At 61.4% G+C, this 16,812-nt stretch carries 14 protein-coding genes; 10 read left to right on the forward strand and 4 right to left on the reverse strand.

Annotation, left to right across the window (positions count from 1 at the left end; genetic code table 11):
- Positions 1 to 42: 42 nt before the first annotated feature.
- Together M2416_RS07630 and M2416_RS07635 are read left to right on the forward strand one after the other, a co-directional pair.
- Positions 43 to 807: an amino acid ABC transporter permease gene (locus M2416_RS07630; RefSeq protein WP_041146000.1), complete on the forward strand. Its 765-nt coding sequence runs from the start codon at positions 43 to 45 to the stop codon at positions 805 to 807.
- Positions 794 to 1,516: an amino acid ABC transporter ATP-binding protein gene (locus M2416_RS07635; protein ID WP_259223958.1), complete on the forward strand. Its 723-nt coding sequence runs from the start codon at positions 794 to 796 to the stop codon at positions 1,514 to 1,516. Before M2416_RS07630 ends, M2416_RS07635 begins: the two co-directional genes overlap by 14 nt.
- A 53-nt stretch (positions 1,517 to 1,569) precedes the next feature.
- On the opposite strand, the gene M2416_RS07640 is transcribed toward M2416_RS07635, so the two are convergent.
- On the reverse strand, positions 1,570 to 2,784 hold the full coding sequence (locus M2416_RS07640) for an MFS transporter (protein ID WP_259223068.1): 1,215 nt from the start codon (positions 2,782 to 2,784) through the stop codon (positions 1,570 to 1,572).
- Between the two features lie 292 nt (positions 2,785 to 3,076).
- Between M2416_RS07640 and M2416_RS07645 the strand changes: the two genes are divergently transcribed.
- Complete coding sequence (locus M2416_RS07645; RefSeq protein WP_259223069.1) at positions 3,077 to 4,243, forward strand: M20 aminoacylase family protein; 1,167 nt, start codon at positions 3,077 to 3,079, stop codon at positions 4,241 to 4,243.
- A 53-nt stretch (positions 4,244 to 4,296) separates the two neighbouring features.
- Here M2416_RS07645 and fdhF read toward each other — a convergent pair whose 3' ends face one another.
- Together fdhF and M2416_RS07655 are read right to left on the reverse strand one after the other, a co-directional pair.
- The gene (gene fdhF / locus M2416_RS07650; RefSeq protein ID WP_259223071.1) at positions 4,297 to 6,447 is read right to left on the reverse strand and encodes a formate dehydrogenase subunit alpha; all 2,151 of its coding nucleotides are present in this window, start codon (positions 6,445 to 6,447) and stop codon (positions 4,297 to 4,299) included.
- A 284-nt stretch (positions 6,448 to 6,731) separates the two neighbouring features.
- Entirely contained in the window at positions 6,732 to 7,814 is a 1,083-nt protein-coding gene (locus M2416_RS07655; RefSeq protein WP_259223073.1) for a malate/lactate/ureidoglycolate dehydrogenase, read from the reverse strand.
- Between the two features lie 212 nt (positions 7,815 to 8,026).
- Here M2416_RS07655 and M2416_RS07660 point away from each other — a divergent pair, with 212 nt between their 5' ends.
- Positions 8,027 to 8,146 (forward strand): small membrane protein, encoded by a 120-nt coding sequence (locus M2416_RS07660; RefSeq protein WP_139339464.1) that lies wholly within the window; start codon positions 8,027 to 8,029, stop codon positions 8,144 to 8,146.
- A 20-nt stretch (positions 8,147 to 8,166) separates the two neighbouring features.
- Here M2416_RS07660 and M2416_RS07665 read toward each other — a convergent pair whose 3' ends face one another.
- Positions 8,167 to 9,132, reverse strand: a complete 966-nt coding sequence (locus M2416_RS07665) for a helix-turn-helix domain-containing protein (protein WP_115192470.1) — start codon at positions 9,130 to 9,132, stop codon at positions 8,167 to 8,169.
- Between the two features lie 396 nt (positions 9,133 to 9,528).
- On the opposite strand from M2416_RS07665, the gene nqrC reads away from it, so the two are divergent.
- The 6 genes from nqrC (at position 9,529) to M2416_RS07695 (ending at position 16,809) form a co-directional block, all read left to right on the forward strand.
- Positions 9,529 to 10,305 carry an NADH:ubiquinone reductase (Na(+)-transporting) subunit C gene (nqrC, locus tag M2416_RS07670; protein WP_259223074.1) on the forward strand — a complete coding sequence of 259 codons (777 nt, stop codon included), beginning with the start codon at positions 9,529 to 9,531 and terminating at the stop codon, positions 10,303 to 10,305.
- Between the two features lie 126 nt (positions 10,306 to 10,431).
- Positions 10,432 to 12,354 (forward strand): FTR1 family iron permease, encoded by a 1,923-nt coding sequence (locus M2416_RS07675; RefSeq protein WP_076947595.1) that lies wholly within the window; start codon positions 10,432 to 10,434, stop codon positions 12,352 to 12,354.
- Positions 12,355 to 12,387: 33 nt separating this feature from the next.
- The gene (locus M2416_RS07680; protein ID WP_123708245.1) at positions 12,388 to 12,915 is read left to right on the forward strand and encodes an iron transporter; all 528 of its coding nucleotides are present in this window, start codon (positions 12,388 to 12,390) and stop codon (positions 12,913 to 12,915) included.
- Positions 12,916 to 13,023: 108 nt separating this feature from the next.
- Positions 13,024 to 14,403, forward strand: a complete 1,380-nt coding sequence (locus tag M2416_RS07685; RefSeq protein ID WP_259223079.1) for a Fe-S-containing protein — start codon at positions 13,024 to 13,026, stop codon at positions 14,401 to 14,403.
- A 2-nt stretch (positions 14,404 to 14,405) separates the two neighbouring features.
- Positions 14,406 to 15,689, forward strand: coding sequence for an ABC transporter permease (locus tag M2416_RS07690; RefSeq protein WP_259223080.1), 1,284 nt, complete (start codon positions 14,406 to 14,408; stop codon positions 15,687 to 15,689).
- Positions 15,679 to 16,809, forward strand: a complete 1,131-nt coding sequence (locus tag M2416_RS07695; protein WP_259223082.1) for an ABC transporter permease — start codon at positions 15,679 to 15,681, stop codon at positions 16,807 to 16,809. The genes M2416_RS07690 and M2416_RS07695 overlap by 11 nt, the downstream gene beginning before the upstream one ends.
- Positions 16,810 to 16,812 lie beyond the last annotated feature (3 nt).

Below are 16,812 nucleotides of genomic sequence, written 5' to 3' on the forward strand. Positions count from 1 at the left end.
GCTATCGGCTTTGACGATAGCCGTATTTTTTAGGGAAAGATTATGACGGGATTCCGTTGGGAGATCATCGAGGAGTACGGTCCGCTGTTTATGGACGGCGCCTTGATGACCATTAAATGCACCATTATTTGCGTGATCCTCGGCACCCTGTGGGGTCTGACCCTTGGGCTGGGAAGAATGGCGAAGGCCGAGCACGGGGTGTGGAAATACGTCCTGCGCTACCTGGTTCAGTTCCCGGTACGCTTCTACGTCAGCGCATTTCGCGGCACGCCGCTGTTTGTGCAGATCATGGTGGTGCACTTTGCGCTGGTACCGCTGTTTATCAACCCGCGCGACGGCCTGCTGGTCACCGGCGGGGTGATGAGCGCCGACTTTGCCCGCGAGCTGCGCTCTAACTACGGCGCGTTTCTCTCCTGCGTGGTGGCGATAACGCTCAACGCCGGGGCCTACGTCTCGGAAATTTTCCGCGCCGGCATTCAGTCGATCGACAAAGGGCAGATGGAAGCCTCCCGCGCGCTGGGGATGCCGTGGTGGAAAACCATGCGCCAGGTGATCCTGCCGCAGGCGTTTCGCCGCATTCTGCCGCCGCTGGGCAACAACGCCATCGCTATCGTTAAGGACTCCTCGCTGGCGTCGGCGATCGGCCTTGCCGACCTGGCCTACGCCGCGCGTACCGTCTCCGGCGCCTACGCCACCTACTGGGAACCCTACCTGACGATCTCTCTGGTCTACTGGGTGATTACCTTCCTGCTGGCACAGCTGGTTAACCGTCTGGAAAAGAGGTTTGGCAAAAGTGATTCACATTAACAATCTGCACAAGCGCTTCGGTGACAGCCACGTCCTGCGCGGCATCAGCTGCGATATTCAGCCGCAGGAAGTGGTGTGCATCATCGGCCCCTCCGGGTCGGGGAAAAGCACCTTTCTGCGCTGCATGAACGCGCTGGAAACCGTCAGCGAAGGCGAAGTGGCGGTCAACGGCTTTGCCGTCCACGACCGCACCACCGACCTGAACAAGCTGCGTGAAAGCGTCGGCATGGTCTTTCAGCGCTTCAACCTGTTCCCGCATATGACGGTGCTGGAAAACCTGATCATGGCGCCGATGAACCTGCGCGGCATGGCCCGGCAGGCGGCGATTGCGCTGGCGGAAGAGCTGCTGGCAAAAGTGGGATTAAGCGATAAGCGCGACGCCTGGCCCTCCAGCCTCTCCGGCGGCCAGCAGCAGCGGGTAGCGATTGCCCGCGCGCTGGCGATGGAGCCGTCGATCATGCTGTTCGACGAGCCGACCTCGGCGCTCGACCCCGAGCTGGTCGGCGACGTGCTGGCGGTGATGAAAAATCTCGCCAGCGAAGGGATGACGATGGTCATTGTGACCCATGAAATGGGCTTTGCCCGCGAGGTCGCCGACCGGGTTATCTTTATCGACGGTGGGATTATTCAGGAGCAGGGCCGGCCGGAGCAGATCTTTAGCGCCCCGAGCAACCCGCGCACCGCCGCGTTCCTCAGCAAAGTGCTATAAGAAAAGCGGCCGCCAGGGCCGCTTTATCGTATTGCTGCAGGCGAAACGGCGCGCTACTGCGCCGCTTCGCTAACCTCATCGTCCGAAACCTCATCGTTCGAAACTTCACGCTCGTTAGCCAGCAGCGTCTTCTCGTTTTTACCTAATCCCTGAATCAGCAGGAACAGCAGCCCGCTGGCGAAGAGGGTGACGATCAGACCGTCATATCCCGAAACGCCGATCGCCAGGCTGCTGATCACCGGCCCGGCAACGCTGCCCGCCGACCAGAAGAAGCCCAATAGCGCGTTTATCATGATCAGCTTCTGCCCGGAGAAGGTTTTACCCGCGCGCACCAGCGACAGGGTATAGAGCGCGCCCGCCGCCGCCCCGAGCACCAGGCAGCCGACGAGCAGCTGCATGCGCGAGCCGAGCAGGAAGGGCAGCGCCAGCAGGGCGAGGCAGAACACCAGCGCGCAGCTGAGGTGCACCCGGCGGATGCCAAACTTATCGGCAATCCAGCCGAGCGGCGCCTGGAACAGCGCGTCGCCGGTCAGTACCACCGTCACCAGCAGCACCGCCATCGACTCGTTTAGCCCCTTATCCATGCCGTACAGCGGCAGCAGCGCCAGGATGCTGGCATCGAAGAAGGAAAAGCAGAATACGCCGGAGGCCAGAACCGGCAAAAATGCGCCGAGGCTACGCCAGCTGGCGCGTCCGGCGAGGCTCTCACGGCTGCCGCTCGGCAGGTGGCGCAGCATAAGCAGGCACAGGACGGTCAGGCCGCAGATCGCCAGCAGCGCCCATGACTGATAGGCGGGGCCGGCGGAAATGAGCAGCGGCCCGGCCAGCTGGCAGCCGGTAAAGGCCGAGGCGTAAATCCCGGTCAACGTGGCGCGATTTTTACCCGCCGCCCCGCCGGTTATCCAGCTCTCTCCCAGCACGATAATCACCCCCGAGGCGAGGCCGGTCAGGAAGCGCGGCAGCAGGAGCTGCGGCAGATCGACGGTCAGGCAGGAGGCAACCGTCGCCAGGGCCAGCAGGATCAGGCTTGCGCTGAGCAGTACGCCCATCTCAAAGCGGCGGCACAGCGCGGGCGAGAGGAAGGAGGAGAGCATCATGCCCGCCGGCGGCAGCGCGGCCAGCAGGCCAACGTAGAGGGTATCAATTTGCTGCTGCGCCAGCTCCAGGCTGATAAGCGGCACCGTATAGCCGGTGATAAAGCCTACCAGCGAGGCGGCCATGATCATCGCCAGCGTGGGCGCTAAGCGATTGTGGTCTGGGTTAAACATTTTATTCCCGATAACGGAAGTCAACAGGTGGATAATCTGGCGAATCGCCAACAGCCCTGCATATTAGTTAATCATATGGCTTCTGTCACCGTTGAAATGGCTACCATTAATTGAGAAGAGGGCCGCGCCGCTCGCCAAAGGCCGCCGGGCCGAGGTTTAGCGAGAGTTGTCAGCGCGCTGGCGAAAGGATATAACTCATAGAGCAGCCCGGCGCTCGCGGGGCGCATGGATAAAATGCATACCGATAATAACCCTCGCTCAGCGCTGATGCTGTGCAGGAAAGGAGTACGACATGGCAGTATCGCCTTCATCCATCGCCGAGGCTATTCGCTGGCGACGCGATTTTCATGCTTACCCTGAACTGGGCTATCAGGAACAGAAAACCTCCCGTCGCGTCGCCGAACTGCTGGCCTCGTTTGGCCTGCAGGTGCATACGGGGCTGGCGGGAACGGGGGTGGTGGCGACCCTGGAGAACGGTCCTGGCCCGGTCATCGGCCTGCGCGCCGATATGGACGCCCTGCCGATTACCGAACTCGGCGAGGTCAGCTACAAATCCCGCAATCCCGGCGTGATGCACGCCTGCGGCCACGATGGCCATACCGCGATGCTGCTGGCGGCGGCGGCGCATCTGGCGCGGACCCGCCGCTTTCGCGGCACGGTGCATTTTGTTTTTCAACCGGCGGAGGAGAACCTCGGCGGCGCGCGCAAAATGGTCGAAGAGGGGCTGTTTACCCTGTTTCCAATGGACGCAATTTACGCGCTGCACAACTGGCCGGGGATCCCGCTGGGGCAGGTGGCGATCAACAGCGGCGCGATGATGGCCTCCCTTGATGCCTTCGAAATCACCCTGACCGGCAAAAGCTGCCATGCGGCGATGCCGGAGAGCGGGGCCGACCCGATCGTCGCCGCCGCACAGCTTATTATGGCGCTGCAGACGATTCCATCGCGGCGCCTGTCGCCGCAGGAGTCGGCGGTGGTCAGCATTACGCAGATTAGCGGCGGGGAGGCGATCAACGTCCTGCCGGACAAAGTGGTGCTGCGCGGCACCTTCCGCTGCCTGAGCAACCCGGTTCGCGAGCGGGTAAAAGGGCTGATTGAGCGCTACGTGGAGACGCAGCCGCAGGTCTCTGACGTGCAGGGGGAGATTTTCTGGTATCCGGGCTATCCGGTCACCAGGAACCATCCGGCGCAGGCGCTGAGCGTCCGCGAGGCGGCGATTGCCGCGCTGGGCGAGTCGGCGGTGAACGCTGAGGTCAGCCCGTCAATGGCCTCTGAAGATTTTGCCTGCATGCTGGAAGCGTGCCCCGGCGCCTATTTCTGGATCGGTACCGATGGCGAAACGCCGTCCAAACCGCTGCATAACGCCGGGTATGATTTTAATGACGATCTGATCGAACCCGGGGTGCTGATGTGGACGGCGCTGGTGGAAAAACTGCTGCCGCTGGCCGGTGAAGTCTGACGCCTTCAGTGACAACGTCACGTCAGGGGAGGCGCGCGCCTCCCCTGATGCTTTTAGGCGTTAGCCGCGGCTTTAAGGCGCGCTTTCATCTCGTTGTAGGCGCTGAGCGCAAACTGTTCCGCCCAGCGCTGATCGGCAATGGCCTCGACCTTCACCGCGCAGTACTTGGTCTCCGGGGTTTTCGAGATCGGGTCGAGGTTATCCTGGGTTAGCTCATTGCAGGCCCCCACCCACCACTGGTAGGTCATATAGACGGCGCCGCTGTTGATGCGATCGCTGATATCGGCGCGGGTGATAACCTTTCCGCGCCGCGAGCTGACCCACACCAGCTGCCGGTCGGCAATTCCCATCCGCTGCGCATCGGCGCGGCTAATCTGCACCCGGCCCGGCTCGTCGGCCAGCGACTGCAGCGCCGCGCAGTTGCCGGTCATCGAGCGGCACGAGTAGTGGCCGACTTCGCGCACCGTGCACAGCACCAGCGGATAGTCGGCATCCGGCGTTTCTGCCGGGGCCCGCCACGGCGCGGCGAACAGCTGGCCTTTACCCGTCGGGGTATCAAACTGGTTATCTTTATAAAGCCACGGCGTGCCCGGATGATCCAGCGTCGGGCAGGGCCACTGCACGTGGTTCATGTCGCCCATTTTTTCATAGGTTACGCCGTAGAACAGCGGGCATAGCTCGCGTATTTCGTCCCAGATTTGCTGGTTATCCGCGTAGTGCATCGGGTAGCCCATTTCGCTGGCCAGCAGGCTGATTATCTCCCAGTCGCGCTTGACGTTTCCCGACGCCGGGATCGCTTTTTCAAAGCGCTGGAAGCCGCGATCGGCGCAGGTGAACACGCCGCCGTGTTCGCCCCAGGAGGTCGCCGGCAGCAGCACGTCGGCTATCTCGGCGGTTTTGGTCATAAAGATATCCTGCACCACCACGAAATCCAGCGCCTCGATCCCCTTGCGCACCAGCCCGAGGTCGGCCTCCGTCTGCAGCGGATCTTCCCCCATGATGTAGTAGGCCTTGATCTCCCCGGTCAGCGCCTTGTGGGGCACTTCGGTGATGCGGGTGCCGACCTTATCGTCCATCAGCGCCGGGTCGATGCCCCAGGCCTCGGCAAACTTAGCCCGCACCTGCGGGTCGGTGACCTCCTGATAACCGGGGAAGAGGTTCGGCAGAACCCCCATGTCGCAGGCGCCCTGGACGTTGTTTTGTCCGCGTACCGGGCCGACGCCGACGTGTTCGCGCCCGAGGTTGCCGGTGAGCAGCGCGAGGCTGGCCAGCCCTTTGACCACGTCCACCGCCTGGCCAAACTGGGTCACGCCCATTCCCCACATAATGGTGGCCGAAGGCGCGGCGGCAAACATTCGCATCGCCTGGCGCACCTCCTGCGCCGGCACCCCGGTCAGCGCTTCAACCGCCTCGGGTGAGTAGTCCCGCACCGCTTCCCGGTAGGCCTCAAGGCCTTCGGTAAAGCGATCGACGTAATCATGATTGTAGAGGTCTTCCTCGAGCAGCACGTGCGCAAAGGCGTTGACCAGCGCCATATTGCTGCCGTTATTGAGCTGCAGGTGACGATCGGCAATGCGCGCGGTTTCAATGCGCCGCGGGTCGCAGACGATGATCTTCGCTCCGTTCTCGCGGGCTTTGATCACCCTGCGGGCCACGATCGGGTGGGAATCCGCGCAGTTGTAGCCAAAGACCAGCAGGCATTTCGAGTTTTCAATATCGCTTATCGAGTTGCTCATCGCGCCGTTGCCCAGCGCCTGCTGGAGACCGGCTACCGACGGCCCGTGACACACGCGGGCGCAGCAGTCGACGTTGTTGGTGTTGAGCACCGCGCGGGCAAATTTCTGCATCACATAGTTGGTTTCATTCCCCGTACCGCGCGATGAGCCGGTGGTCATAATGGCGCGCGGGCCGTGCTGCTGCTTGATGGCCTGCAGCTTTTTGGCGGTATAGCGGATCGCTTCATCCCAGGTTACCGGGGTGAGCTTGCCGCCTTTTTGGTAGCGAATCATCGGCTGCTTCAGGCGCGGGGTGAGCAGCTGGGTATCGTTGAGGAAATCCCATCCGTAATAGCCTTTGAGGCACAGCTGGTTTTGGTTGGTCACCCCATCGGCGGCTTCGGCGCGGATAATTTTATCGTTCTCGACAACCAGCTTAAGTTTGCAACCCGCCCCACAGTAAGGGCAAACGCTCGTGATTTTTTTCATCAGTAACAGACCTGTTAACAGTGAATGAAGATCGTCGGTCAGGCCGGGCCCGGCCTGCCATCGTCATTGAGTCCTTGCGTCACGATGCTGACGTCAGGTGTGGCTGTTAAGCAGGAAGCGTGCCAAAAAATAACATATTGATTTTTATTAGGAATTAAACCAGGGGATGCCGGGTCGTCGCGATGTCGTCACTAATGACGATGACGAGCGGCCCGGCCCGACGCCCCGGCGATGGCGGACTCGCGCCGGCCGGCGGCGCGACGGAAGGGGCGCAGGGCGGGGGATCAGGCCATTTTTTGCCGGAAGTGGGCGAGGGTTTGCGCGGCTAAACCGGCCTCCTGCGCCGCGCTGCAGATGGCCTGCCAGCTGCCTTCGTCAAGCGGAATACCCCGCGCCAGACGCTCCTCGCGGTTGGCCTGCTCCCATTCGCCGGGCACCAGAATCGGAGCGTCCGCCTCGTGCGGGGACTGCTTACACCAGTCGATAAAGGCTTCAGTCTCGCTCTGCATCTGCGGAGCATCGAAGGTTTCCGGGTCCAGAATGATGGTGGTCATGCAGTTGAAAATGGCGTCAACGCAGGTTTGCAGGCTCTGCTGGTGGGTTGTCTGCCCGCCGGATACCGCGCCGCCGAGGATCTCGCACAGCGTCGCCAGGGCGTAGCCTTTATGCTGGGCAAAGGTCAGCAGCGCGCCCAGCGGCGAGGTCTGCATCACCGCCGGGTCGTTGGTCGGCTCGCCGTGGGCATCGATTAACGAGCCGGCGGGCACCGCTTCGCCCTTGTGCCAGGCAACGCGGGTCTTGCCGAAGGCGATGGCGCTGGTAGCGTAGTCCAGCAGCAGCGGCGGCTGGCCCCTGCGCGGGAATACTACGCACAGCGGGTTGGTGCCGAAGCGGCTGTCCTTCCCGCGAAACGGCGCAACCATCGGGTCGCCAACGACGCTGACGAAGTGGATAGAGATCATGCCCGCCGCCGCGCACTGCTCGGCCCAGTAGCCTATGCGGCCGATATGGTGGGCGTTGCGCAGGGCGACAGCGGCCATGCCGTGCCGCTGTGCCTTTTCGATACCGATCTGCATCGCCTCGTGGGCGACAACCTGCCCGAACCCGGCGTTACCGTCGAGGGTCACTACCGCCCCGGCGTCCTTCATAATGCTGGCATGTCGGTTAAGCTGTAGATGCCCCGCGGCGTGGGAGCGCACGTAGCTCGGGATCATCCCGACGCCGTGCGAATCGTGGCCGGCGAGGTTGGCGGCAATCAGATGGTCGGCGACGAGGGCCGCTTCGCTGGCGGTGCTGCCGAGGTGGCTGAAAAGGGCGACGACAAACTGATGCAGATCCGTAGCCTGAAAGCGATGTCCGGTAGGCACTGAGTCTCTCCTGTGGTGGGCGGTTAGCGTAGTTATTTTGTGATGTTTGCCGATCCATGCTGCTCTCCATGCCGATGAAGATCAAGCCCTTATGGAGAGTGCTGGCGTGAGGGGCAGAGAACAGAGTTGAGGCTGTCGGGACTGGTCGCCGGAGTGAGAATCATTATGATAAAAATCATATTCTCAATGATATGGAGAAAACCATAATGAACATCAGCTCAATCATTTTAGCCCTCGTCGCCGTTGCCCTGCTGGGTATTTCCGTCTATAGCCTGCTTAGCTATATTAAAGAGCGCCGGGCAATGCGTTTTAAATCGTTTCGCCAGCGCTGAATCACAAAGCCCGCGGCTTATTAACCGGCTTTATGATAATTTTCGCGCCAGGTCTTCGGCGATGTGTGATATTTCTCGCGGAAGCTTTTGCTAAATAACGGATGGCTGATAAACCCGCAGAGCCACGAAATCTGCTCGACCCGCAGCTGAGGTGCGCTCTCCAGCAGCGCGCGCGCGGCCTCTAAACGCCGCTCTTTAAGCACCGTCATAACCGAGGTTCCCTGTTCGTTGAAGGCGCGATCGAGGCTGGATCGCGAGCAGTGGAGCGCTTTTGACAGAAGATCAGGGGAGAGATCGTGCTGCTGATAGTGCAGGGCGATAAACGATTTCGCGCTATTCACCAGATGCCCCAGCTTGCCGGAAGAGATTAATCCCTGCTGTTTCGCGATATCGCTCAGGACCAGCAGCGCCATATTATGCAGACCGTCGACAACGGTTGCCGTCTCCTTTAGCGACAGGCTCGCCGAATGGCTATCGAGCAGCATCATGTGCGATTTCAGAAACATCGCCAGAGGATGATTTTCCAGAGAAACAACCGGACTATTGAGCCTGCCGTTAAAAACCTCTTTGATTTTCTCGCTGCGCGGAATGATATAGAGCTGCTTCACGTCGTCGCACTGATACTGATAATAGTCATTGCGCTGATGAACAATCAGCATTCCGGGATTGACCTGCGCGGAGACGGATTTCTTTCTGCCGCTAATAAGCTGATGTCCCTGCACCAGCAGCGAAATATAGATCGACTGCTCCTCGACGCGATGCGGATCGAAGGTGGTCTGATTTTTCGAACCCATCGCACTACAATAGTCGCCGGAAATAGCGGATATAGTCTTATGCGTGGCAATAATCTCTGCGGGGCGGCGGTTGTTCGCCACTTCTATCCCATAGCAGCCGAGGTTTTGCGATATTTGCTGGTAACGCTCTTCCGGCGCGATATCCGCCGCGCTCAAAACGTGAGGAACGTACAGCGCAGTAGGTCTGGGCATGTTTTTCGCCTTTCTCAAGGTACTGCTGGCAGGTGAATTTTTATCCTTCGATTATAAGATTAATCCTAAGAAAAACCAGCGCCCGGCGGTTTTTTTTACGCATTTTAATCGCCCGCGCGGGCGGGCGTTCTGCCGGCCGGATGACGGGCCTCCTCTTTTCACCAGAAAATAGTTCCCCAGCGCGCTGAATGTTATTTTTGAATTTATTAATGCATATTCATTGAGCGTATAAAATATATTTACGCCGCCTGCCATAGATGAATTATTTCGCGGCTAAACGCTTTATTTAGCCAAAAAAGGCCTGACAACATCGGGCTGGACAGCGGGACGAAAATAATTGCAAGCTATATCGCAGGTAGTGGTCAACACACATCGGCTCACGGGGATAATAAGATCATGGCGAAACGTAAAATTATTGTTTTAACTTTGATGTTTTTTTGTGTTTTATTTTTTGCCGCCGCCGGCGGTTATTTTTTACTGCAGAAAGACAATTTTGCCGAACCCGATGGCGATGAAACCGCCGCCGCCGTTCTCAAAGTGGCCGGGCTCGATGAGAGCGGCCAGCGCGATCCGCAGGCGCTAAGGGTGCAGTTTCAGCGCCGGGTTAGCGTCCGTCAGCTTAATCTCGATAGCGGCGAGCTGCTGGCGCCGGGCAAGGGCCGCGCGGCGCAAAAACGCTGCGCCAGCCTGCCGGCGGCCGGCGATCCGGCGCAAATCAGGCAGCGCTGCGCCCTGGTTGATATCTACCTCGTTCACGCTAGCAACGGAACCATTCAACAAATTATTCTGCCGGTTTCCGGCAAGGGCGCGAAATCGATGATGTATGCGCTGGTAGCCATCGACACCGACGGCCGCACGGTGAAAGATCTCCTGTACTACCGGCAGAACGAGACGCCGCTGCTCGGCGCGAGGGTGGAAGACCCGCAGTGGCTGAGGCAGTGGGCGGGCAAAAAAGTACGCGACGAGCGCGGCCAGCCGGCGCTGAAGGTGACGCAGAATAGCGATGGTCGGCACGATGATTACACGGTTGACGGCATCAGCGGGGCGACCTTAACCTCCAACGGCGTTGAGAAGAGTATTAATTACTGGATGGGGGCGCAGGGCTACGGCAGGTTTCTTCAGCGCATTCAGCAGGATCCGGCGCGATTAGTCGCCGAACCCGCGCGCGATTAGCCCTGCGTTCTTTGCACTATCTGACACAAATTTTCACGGTTTGACATTTTAATGATCTGCGTCATGTACATCGACGGCAAAAATGCCAATGATAATTATTATCATTAAATTTCGATGGAAGGCGTAATGGCTGCTCCTCGTTCTCTCCTGCTGGCTCTGCTTCTTAGCCTCCTGTTCAGCGTCCCGGCGCTGGCGGAGGCCCACTATGCTTCCTACATCGCGGATATCGAGCAGCGGCTGGATAAAACGGCGCAGCTCTATCAGCAGCAGAAAAACGACGAGGCGCGTCGGGAGGTGCAGAGCGCCTACTTTGAAGTGTTTGAAAACCTCGAAGGGCCGATTCGCATTAATATTTCGGCGCGTAAAAGCTATGAGATGGAGAGCACCTTCGGCGACATTCGGCGGATGATTGCCGAGGGTAAGCCGCTGGACGCGGTTCAGGCGCGTATCGACGGCCTGAAGCGGGCGCTGCGCGAAGTCGAGCCGGTACTCGACGGCGGGCATCGGCTGGTGGCGGAGGAGCAGCATACCGCCCTATCGCGGGACGATATCGCGGCGCAGTGGCAGGAGAGCTTTCGCACCATCGACGACCGGCTGGCGCAGGCGGTGAGCGAATATCAGGCCGGCCGCTACTCCCTCGCCAGCCAGCAGATCCAGCAGGCGCACTATCAGGGTTTCAAAAACTCGGAAATGGAAATCGCGGTGCGTCAGAATCGTTCGGCGAAGGACGCGGCGGCGATTAACCAGCAGTTTACCGCGCTGATCGCGCTGACCGCGCAGCCAGGACGGCTGAACGACGTTTCGTATCAGGTCACCGCGCTGCTGCAGGATCTGGAGGACCTTTTGCCCGGCCTGCCTGGCACCCGCGACGACGGGCCGCAGGCTAACCCGGCGGCGGCGGAGGCCTCCGCGCCGAACGCCGACTGGGCCAGCGTGGCGGCGGGAATTAACCAAAGTATGGATGCCGCCCTGGCGCGCTATCAGCGCGGCGAAGCGGAGGGCGCCATTCAGGATATCCAGGATAGCTACTTCGACCGCTTCGAAGCCAGCGGTATGGAGAACAAAATCGGCTCCCGCGACGCGGCGTTCAAAACCACCCTTGAAGCCTATTTCACCCGCATGGTCAGCCTGATGAAGGCCGGCCAGCCGCAGGAGAAGCTGACGGAACAGGCCGCCGCCCTGGCGCAGGATCTGCAAAAGGCGGTCTCCCTGCTCGGGGAGGGGGAAGAGACCCGCTGGAGCCTGCTGCTCTACAGCCTGATGATCATCGTGCGCGAAGGGCTGGAGGCGCTGCTGATCGTGGCGGCTATCGTCGCCTATCTGATTAAAAACGACCAGCGCGACAAGCTGCCGCTGATTCGCCAGTCGGTGGTGGTGGCCCTCGTCGCCAGCGTGGCGACGGCGTTTATCTTCCAGCTGCTGTTCACCAACTCCGGCGCCAGCCGGGAGCTGCTGGAGGGGATTACCATGCTGATTGCGGTGGTGATGCTGTTCTTCATGAGCTACTGGCTGCTCTCCAAAGTTGAGGCCCGCCGCTGGCAAGCCTGGCTGGAGGGCAAACTCTCCCACTCGCTCTCGCGCGGCTCGCTGGTCGGGCTGTGGCTGACCAGCTTCCTCGCGGTCTATCGCGAAGGTGCGGAAACGGTGCTGTTTTACGCCGCGCTGCTCGGCGACGCCCAGGGCGTTGGCGGACACCTCGCCATCGGCGGCGGGTTTATCATCGGCTGCGCGGTGCTGCTGGTGGCCTGGCTGGTGATGCGCTACTCGGTGGTGCGGCTGCCGCTAAAACCCTTCTTCCTGTTCACCGGCGGCTTTATGTACCTGATGGCGTTCGTTTTTGCCGGCAAAGGGGTGCTGGAGCTGGTTGAGGGCAAGCTCTTCCAGCCGACGCTGGTCGGCGGCATGCCGGAAATCGGCTGGCTGGGCGTCTATCCCTACGTTGAAACCCTGATCCCGCAGGCGATATTGCTGATTGCGGCGCTGGCCGCGCTGTGGATCATGCGCCGCCGCGCTCCGGCGCCGGCGGAAGATATAAAAAATAACTTCTGACTTTTTTAATTTTAAGACGAGAGGATGTGCCAGATGAACTTTAAGCAGACCCTGATTATCAGCGCCACCGTTGCCAGCATCTTTGCCGCCCCGGCGGCGCTGGCCTTTAAGGAGTATCCGGCGGGCGAGCCGGTGACCATGAATGAGATGGAGATTGCGGCGGTTTATCTCCAGCCGATCGATATGGAGCCGCGCGGTATGGGGCTGCCGGCGGCGAAGTCGGATATTCATCTGGAAGCCGACATCCATGCGGTGGAAGGGGGCAAAAACGGCTTTGGCGCGGGGGAATGGATCCCTTACCTGACCATCGCCTATACCCTGGTCAACAGCGACACCGGCGAGAAGCAGGAGGGCACCTTTATGCCGATGGTGGCCAGCGACGGCCCGCACTACGGCGCCAATATCAAAATGATGGGCGTTGGCAACTATAAGGTGACCTACCACATCGACCCGCCGTCAAAAGCCGGGATGCACCGCCATACCGATAGCGAAACCGGCGTCGGCCGCTGGTGGAAGCCGTTTGACGTCAGCTACGAGTTTAAGTACGTCGGCCTGAACTAAGCCTGGCGTAGTCGATTTTTCGCGGCCACGGACGCCGCCGCTGTTACGCAGGACGACCCGCCGGCCATCCTGCGGTCTGTTATTTATCCGCCGTACCGAGTTGAAGTCATGAGCTATTTTTTTGTCTCGACGCTACAGGTCTTTTTCTGCATTGCGCTTCTGTCCGCCGTGCTCTGGGGACGCGGCGACGCTCCCGCGCTGCGCCCGCTAGCCTGGACGCTGCTTGCGGCGCTGGCCGTCGGCCTGCTGGCGGGGTTCTTCGTTCGCGGTAGCCAGTCGCTGCAGCTGATCCTCGTCGGCGCTGAAATTCTGCTCTCGCTGCTGTTTTTGCTCAGCTTCTGGTGGGCGTCGCAGCGGGTTCGCTACCTGTGGCAGGGGATCCTCGTTGCCGGCGCCGCCCGCCGCTGGGGGCTGGATCCGAACCTGAGCGGCCTGACCTCAACTCACGTCCTGAATACCGATCTGCTGCTGAACCTGACGGCGATCCTCCTCGCGCTGGCCACGCTCTGCCTCGCCGCCGCGCTCTGCGCGATGCTCCTGCGGCGGATGCGCTGGCTCTACTGGCCGCTGACCCTGCTGCTGATGGTGCTGCTGTGGCTGCCGCTGGGCGGAACCCTGCTGCTGCTGTTGATGAAGCTGCAGGTGGTACCGCTGCTGAAGCCGCTGCTGAGCTTTGTCGCCAAAGTGACCAACAATGCCGCGCTCTACAGCTGGGCCGCCGGCGCCATACTGCTGCTGATGAGCCTGTTCTGGCTCCCGACGCTGCGCGGCTACGCCCGGGCGGTAAAGGCCGCCGAACGGCCGATTGACCGCCGCCTGGCGCTGGCCAAACGCCGGGGCGCCGGCCGCCTGTGGCTCACCACCGTTGGCTGCGCGCTGGTGATTATCGGCGGCCAGCTGTGGTGGGAGCAGGTGGCCTCCCAGCCGCCGCGCCTATCCGAAGCGCAGCCGGTGACCCTCGCCGCCGACGGTCAGGTGCATATTCCGCTGGCGCAGGTGCGCGACGGCAAGCTGCATCGCTTCGTGTGGATAGCGGACGACGGTAAAGCGGTGCGCTTTTTTGTGATCAACCGCTATCCCGACAAGCTGCGCCTCGGCGTGGTGTTTGACGCCTGCCTGCTGTGCGGCGATCAGGGGTACGTGATGGAAGGTAACCAGGTCATTTGCGTCGCCTGCGGGGTGCACATTTTTATTCCGTCGATTGGCAAACCCGGCGGCTGTAATCCGGTGCCGATCGACGGCTGGCGCAATGATGAAACCGAGCTGACGATCCCCGGCAGCGCGCTGGCGACGGGAGTGAACTACTTCTCGACGGTGCTAACCATCAAGGTTACCGACCCGGTGGACGGCTCAAGCCTGACCAATACCGCGGCCGAATTTAAATACAGCTATGGCGGTAAGACCTGGTTCTTCGCCTCCGAAGCCAACTATGACCGTTTTCGCCAGGCGCCGGAGCAGTTCGTTGCCGACGCGGTGAAGGAGGAGTAGCGATGCTGTGGCGAATGATCTACCGCTCATGGGGGCGCAACCTGCGGCGCAAGGCGCTGGCGGTGCTGACCGTTTTTCTCGCCGCCAGCCTGATTTCGGCCCTGCTGGCGGTCTCTATCGACATCGGCGACAAGATGTCGCGCGAGCTGAAGTCCTACGGCGCCAATATCCTGATTGAGCCGGCGGGGCAGGCCGCGCTGCCGGCGCTGTTCAGCGAGCAAAGCAACCCGCTGGCCAGCGATGACTTCCTCGATGAGTCCGAGCTGCCCAATATTAAAGATATCTTCTGGCGCAACAATATCGTCGGCTTCGCCCCGATGCTCGGCGGCGAGGCGCAGGCCAAGGGCCGGGATATCCGGATTCTGGGGACCTTCTTCAGCCAGCCGGTGGCGATCCCGGATGAAGAGGGCTACCAAACCGGGCAGCGTACGGTAAGCCCCTACTGGCAGGTTACCGGGGAGTGGCCGCAGGAGCCGCCGGGCCCGCTGACGCAGACCCTGGTCGGCCACGCGCTGGCGCGCAGCACCGGCTGGAAGCCGGGCGACCGCCTGACGCTGCGGACCGCGGGGCGCGCGCTGACCGTCGAGGTGAGCGGCATTTTATCCAGCGGCGGTGATGAAGATAATCAGCTGGTGATGCCGCTGGGCGTCGTTCAGCAGCTGCTGGGCCTGGCGGGGAAAGTGCAGGCGATCCGCGTCTCGGCGCTGACGGTGCCGGAGAACGAGCTCTCGCGCCGGGCGCGCGAGAATCTCGAGGCGCTAAACGCCGAAGAGTACGACCTGTGGTACTGCACGGCCTACGTCTCCTCCATTGCCCACCAGCTGGAGGAGGCGATCTCCGGCGCCCAGGTGCGGCCGGTGTGGCAGGTTGCCGCCTCGGAAGGGGTGGTTATCGATAAAATTCAGCTGCTGATGGCGGTAGTGACCCTGGCGGCGCTGGCCGCCGCCGCGATGGGGATCGCCTCGCTGATGACCAGCACCATCATGGAGCGGGCGAAGGAGATCGGCCTGATGAAAGCGCTCGGCGCGCGGCAGTGGCAAATCCTGCTGCTGTTCTATCTCGAGGCGGCGCTCGGCGGCCTCGCGGGCGGGGCGCTTGGCTGCATGGCGGGATGGGGGCTGGCTAAGGTGATTGGCCTGATGCTGTTCGCCACGCCGCTTAATTTTGCCTGGGTGGTGGTTCCCTGCGTGCTGGTGATTGCGGTGCTGATTGCGTTAATCGGCACCTGGTTCCCGGCGCGGCGCATCGCCCGTCTTTATCCCGTGGAGGTGCTGTATGGCCGTTAAGCGCGAAATGCTGTGGCTGCTGGTGCGGCGGGCGCTGCGCCTGCGCCTGCAGCGGGTGAGCGTGGTGTTTGCCGCGCTGGCGGTGGGGGCGACCATCGTCACGGCGCTCTCTGCCGTGTGGTTCGACATTAACAGTAAAATGAGCGAAGAGCTGCGCACCTTCGGCGCCAACTTCTATATTGGCCCCGGGCACGGCACCAGCATGCCGCAGCCCGAGCTGCAGGCGATCCTCGACGGCGCGCCGCCGGGGCTGATCCACGGCGCCAGCCCGTGGCTGTACGGCACCGCGCGCACCGAGCTGGAAAAGGTGGTGATGGTCGGCGTGTGGTTCGAATCGCTGCAAAAGCTGGTGCCCTACTGGCAGGTGAGCGGCAGTTGGATCGGCGTCAGCTTTGACGATCGCAACGCGATGATCGGCGTCAAGCTGGCGCAGCGCCTGGATCTGCGCCTCGGCGATAGCCTGACGCTGGTGGCGGGGAGTCAGCGCAAAAAGCTGCTGGTCAAGGGCATCGTAGAGGCCGGCGACGCCACCGATAATATGCTGATCGTCAGCCTCGACGTCGCCCAGGGCTGGCTGCAGAAGCCCGGCGTTATCAGCCACGGCCTGCTGAGCGTCAGCAACGACCTCGGCCAGGTGGAGCGCTACGCCGGCCAGCTGCAGCAGCAGTATCCCGACCTCGAGATCCGCCCGGTGCGCAAGGTCTCGGCCTCCGAAGGCCAGGTGCTGGACAAAATCAAGGGGCTAATGGGGCTGGTCTCGCTGGTTATCCTCGCGCTGTCGTCGCTGTGCGTTAACACCACGCTGATGGCGATCGTGGGCGAACGCGCCCGCGAGTTTGCCCTGCAAAAGGCGCTGGGCGCCAGCAACGGCGATATCATCCGCCAGATGCTGCTGGAAACCAGCATTATCACCCTGGCGGCGGTGGTCTGCGGCTGGGTGCTCGGCTATCTGCTGGCGCAGCTGCTGGGCATGACCGTATTTAATGCCAGTATCTCGCTGCGCCTGCCGGTGCTGCCGATTACCCTGGCGCTGTCTTTACTGGTCGCCCTGCTGGCGGCCATTGTTCCGGTGCGGCGCGCGGTAAGCGTCGAACCGGCGAAAGTGCTGAAAGGAGAGTAACGC

Source organism: Klebsiella sp. BIGb0132, assembly GCF_024810075.1.
Taxonomy (GTDB): domain Bacteria; phylum Pseudomonadota; class Gammaproteobacteria; order Enterobacterales; family Enterobacteriaceae; genus Klebsiella; species Klebsiella terrigena.

What these genes read in the sequence shown, in the direction of transcription:
- M2416_RS07630 (WP_041146000.1), top strand. Translation starts at nt 43, where the DNA reads ATGACGGGATTCCGTTGGGAGATCATCGAGGAGTACGGTCCGCTGTTT.
- nqrC (WP_259223074.1), top strand. Translation starts at nt 9,529, where the DNA reads ATGGCGAAACGTAAAATTATTGTTTTAACTTTGATGTTTTTTTGTGTT.
- M2416_RS07640 (WP_259223068.1), bottom strand. Translation starts at nt 2,784, where the DNA reads ATGTTTAACCCAGACCACAATCGCTTAGCGCCCACGCTGGCGATGATC.
- M2416_RS07685 (WP_259223079.1), top strand. Translation starts at nt 13,024, where the DNA reads ATGAGCTATTTTTTTGTCTCGACGCTACAGGTCTTTTTCTGCATTGCG.
- M2416_RS07675 (WP_076947595.1), top strand. Translation starts at nt 10,432, where the DNA reads ATGGCTGCTCCTCGTTCTCTCCTGCTGGCTCTGCTTCTTAGCCTCCTG.
- M2416_RS07665 (WP_115192470.1), bottom strand. Translation starts at nt 9,132, where the DNA reads ATGCCCAGACCTACTGCGCTGTACGTTCCTCACGTTTTGAGCGCGGCG.
- M2416_RS07695 (WP_259223082.1), top strand. Translation starts at nt 15,679, where the DNA reads ATGGCCGTTAAGCGCGAAATGCTGTGGCTGCTGGTGCGGCGGGCGCTG.
- M2416_RS07645 (WP_259223069.1), top strand. Translation starts at nt 3,077, where the DNA reads ATGGCAGTATCGCCTTCATCCATCGCCGAGGCTATTCGCTGGCGACGC.
- M2416_RS07680 (WP_123708245.1), top strand. Translation starts at nt 12,388, where the DNA reads ATGAACTTTAAGCAGACCCTGATTATCAGCGCCACCGTTGCCAGCATC.
- M2416_RS07690 (WP_259223080.1), top strand. Translation starts at nt 14,406, where the DNA reads ATGCTGTGGCGAATGATCTACCGCTCATGGGGGCGCAACCTGCGGCGC.
- fdhF (WP_259223071.1), bottom strand. Translation starts at nt 6,447, where the DNA reads ATGAAAAAAATCACGAGCGTTTGCCCTTACTGTGGGGCGGGTTGCAAA.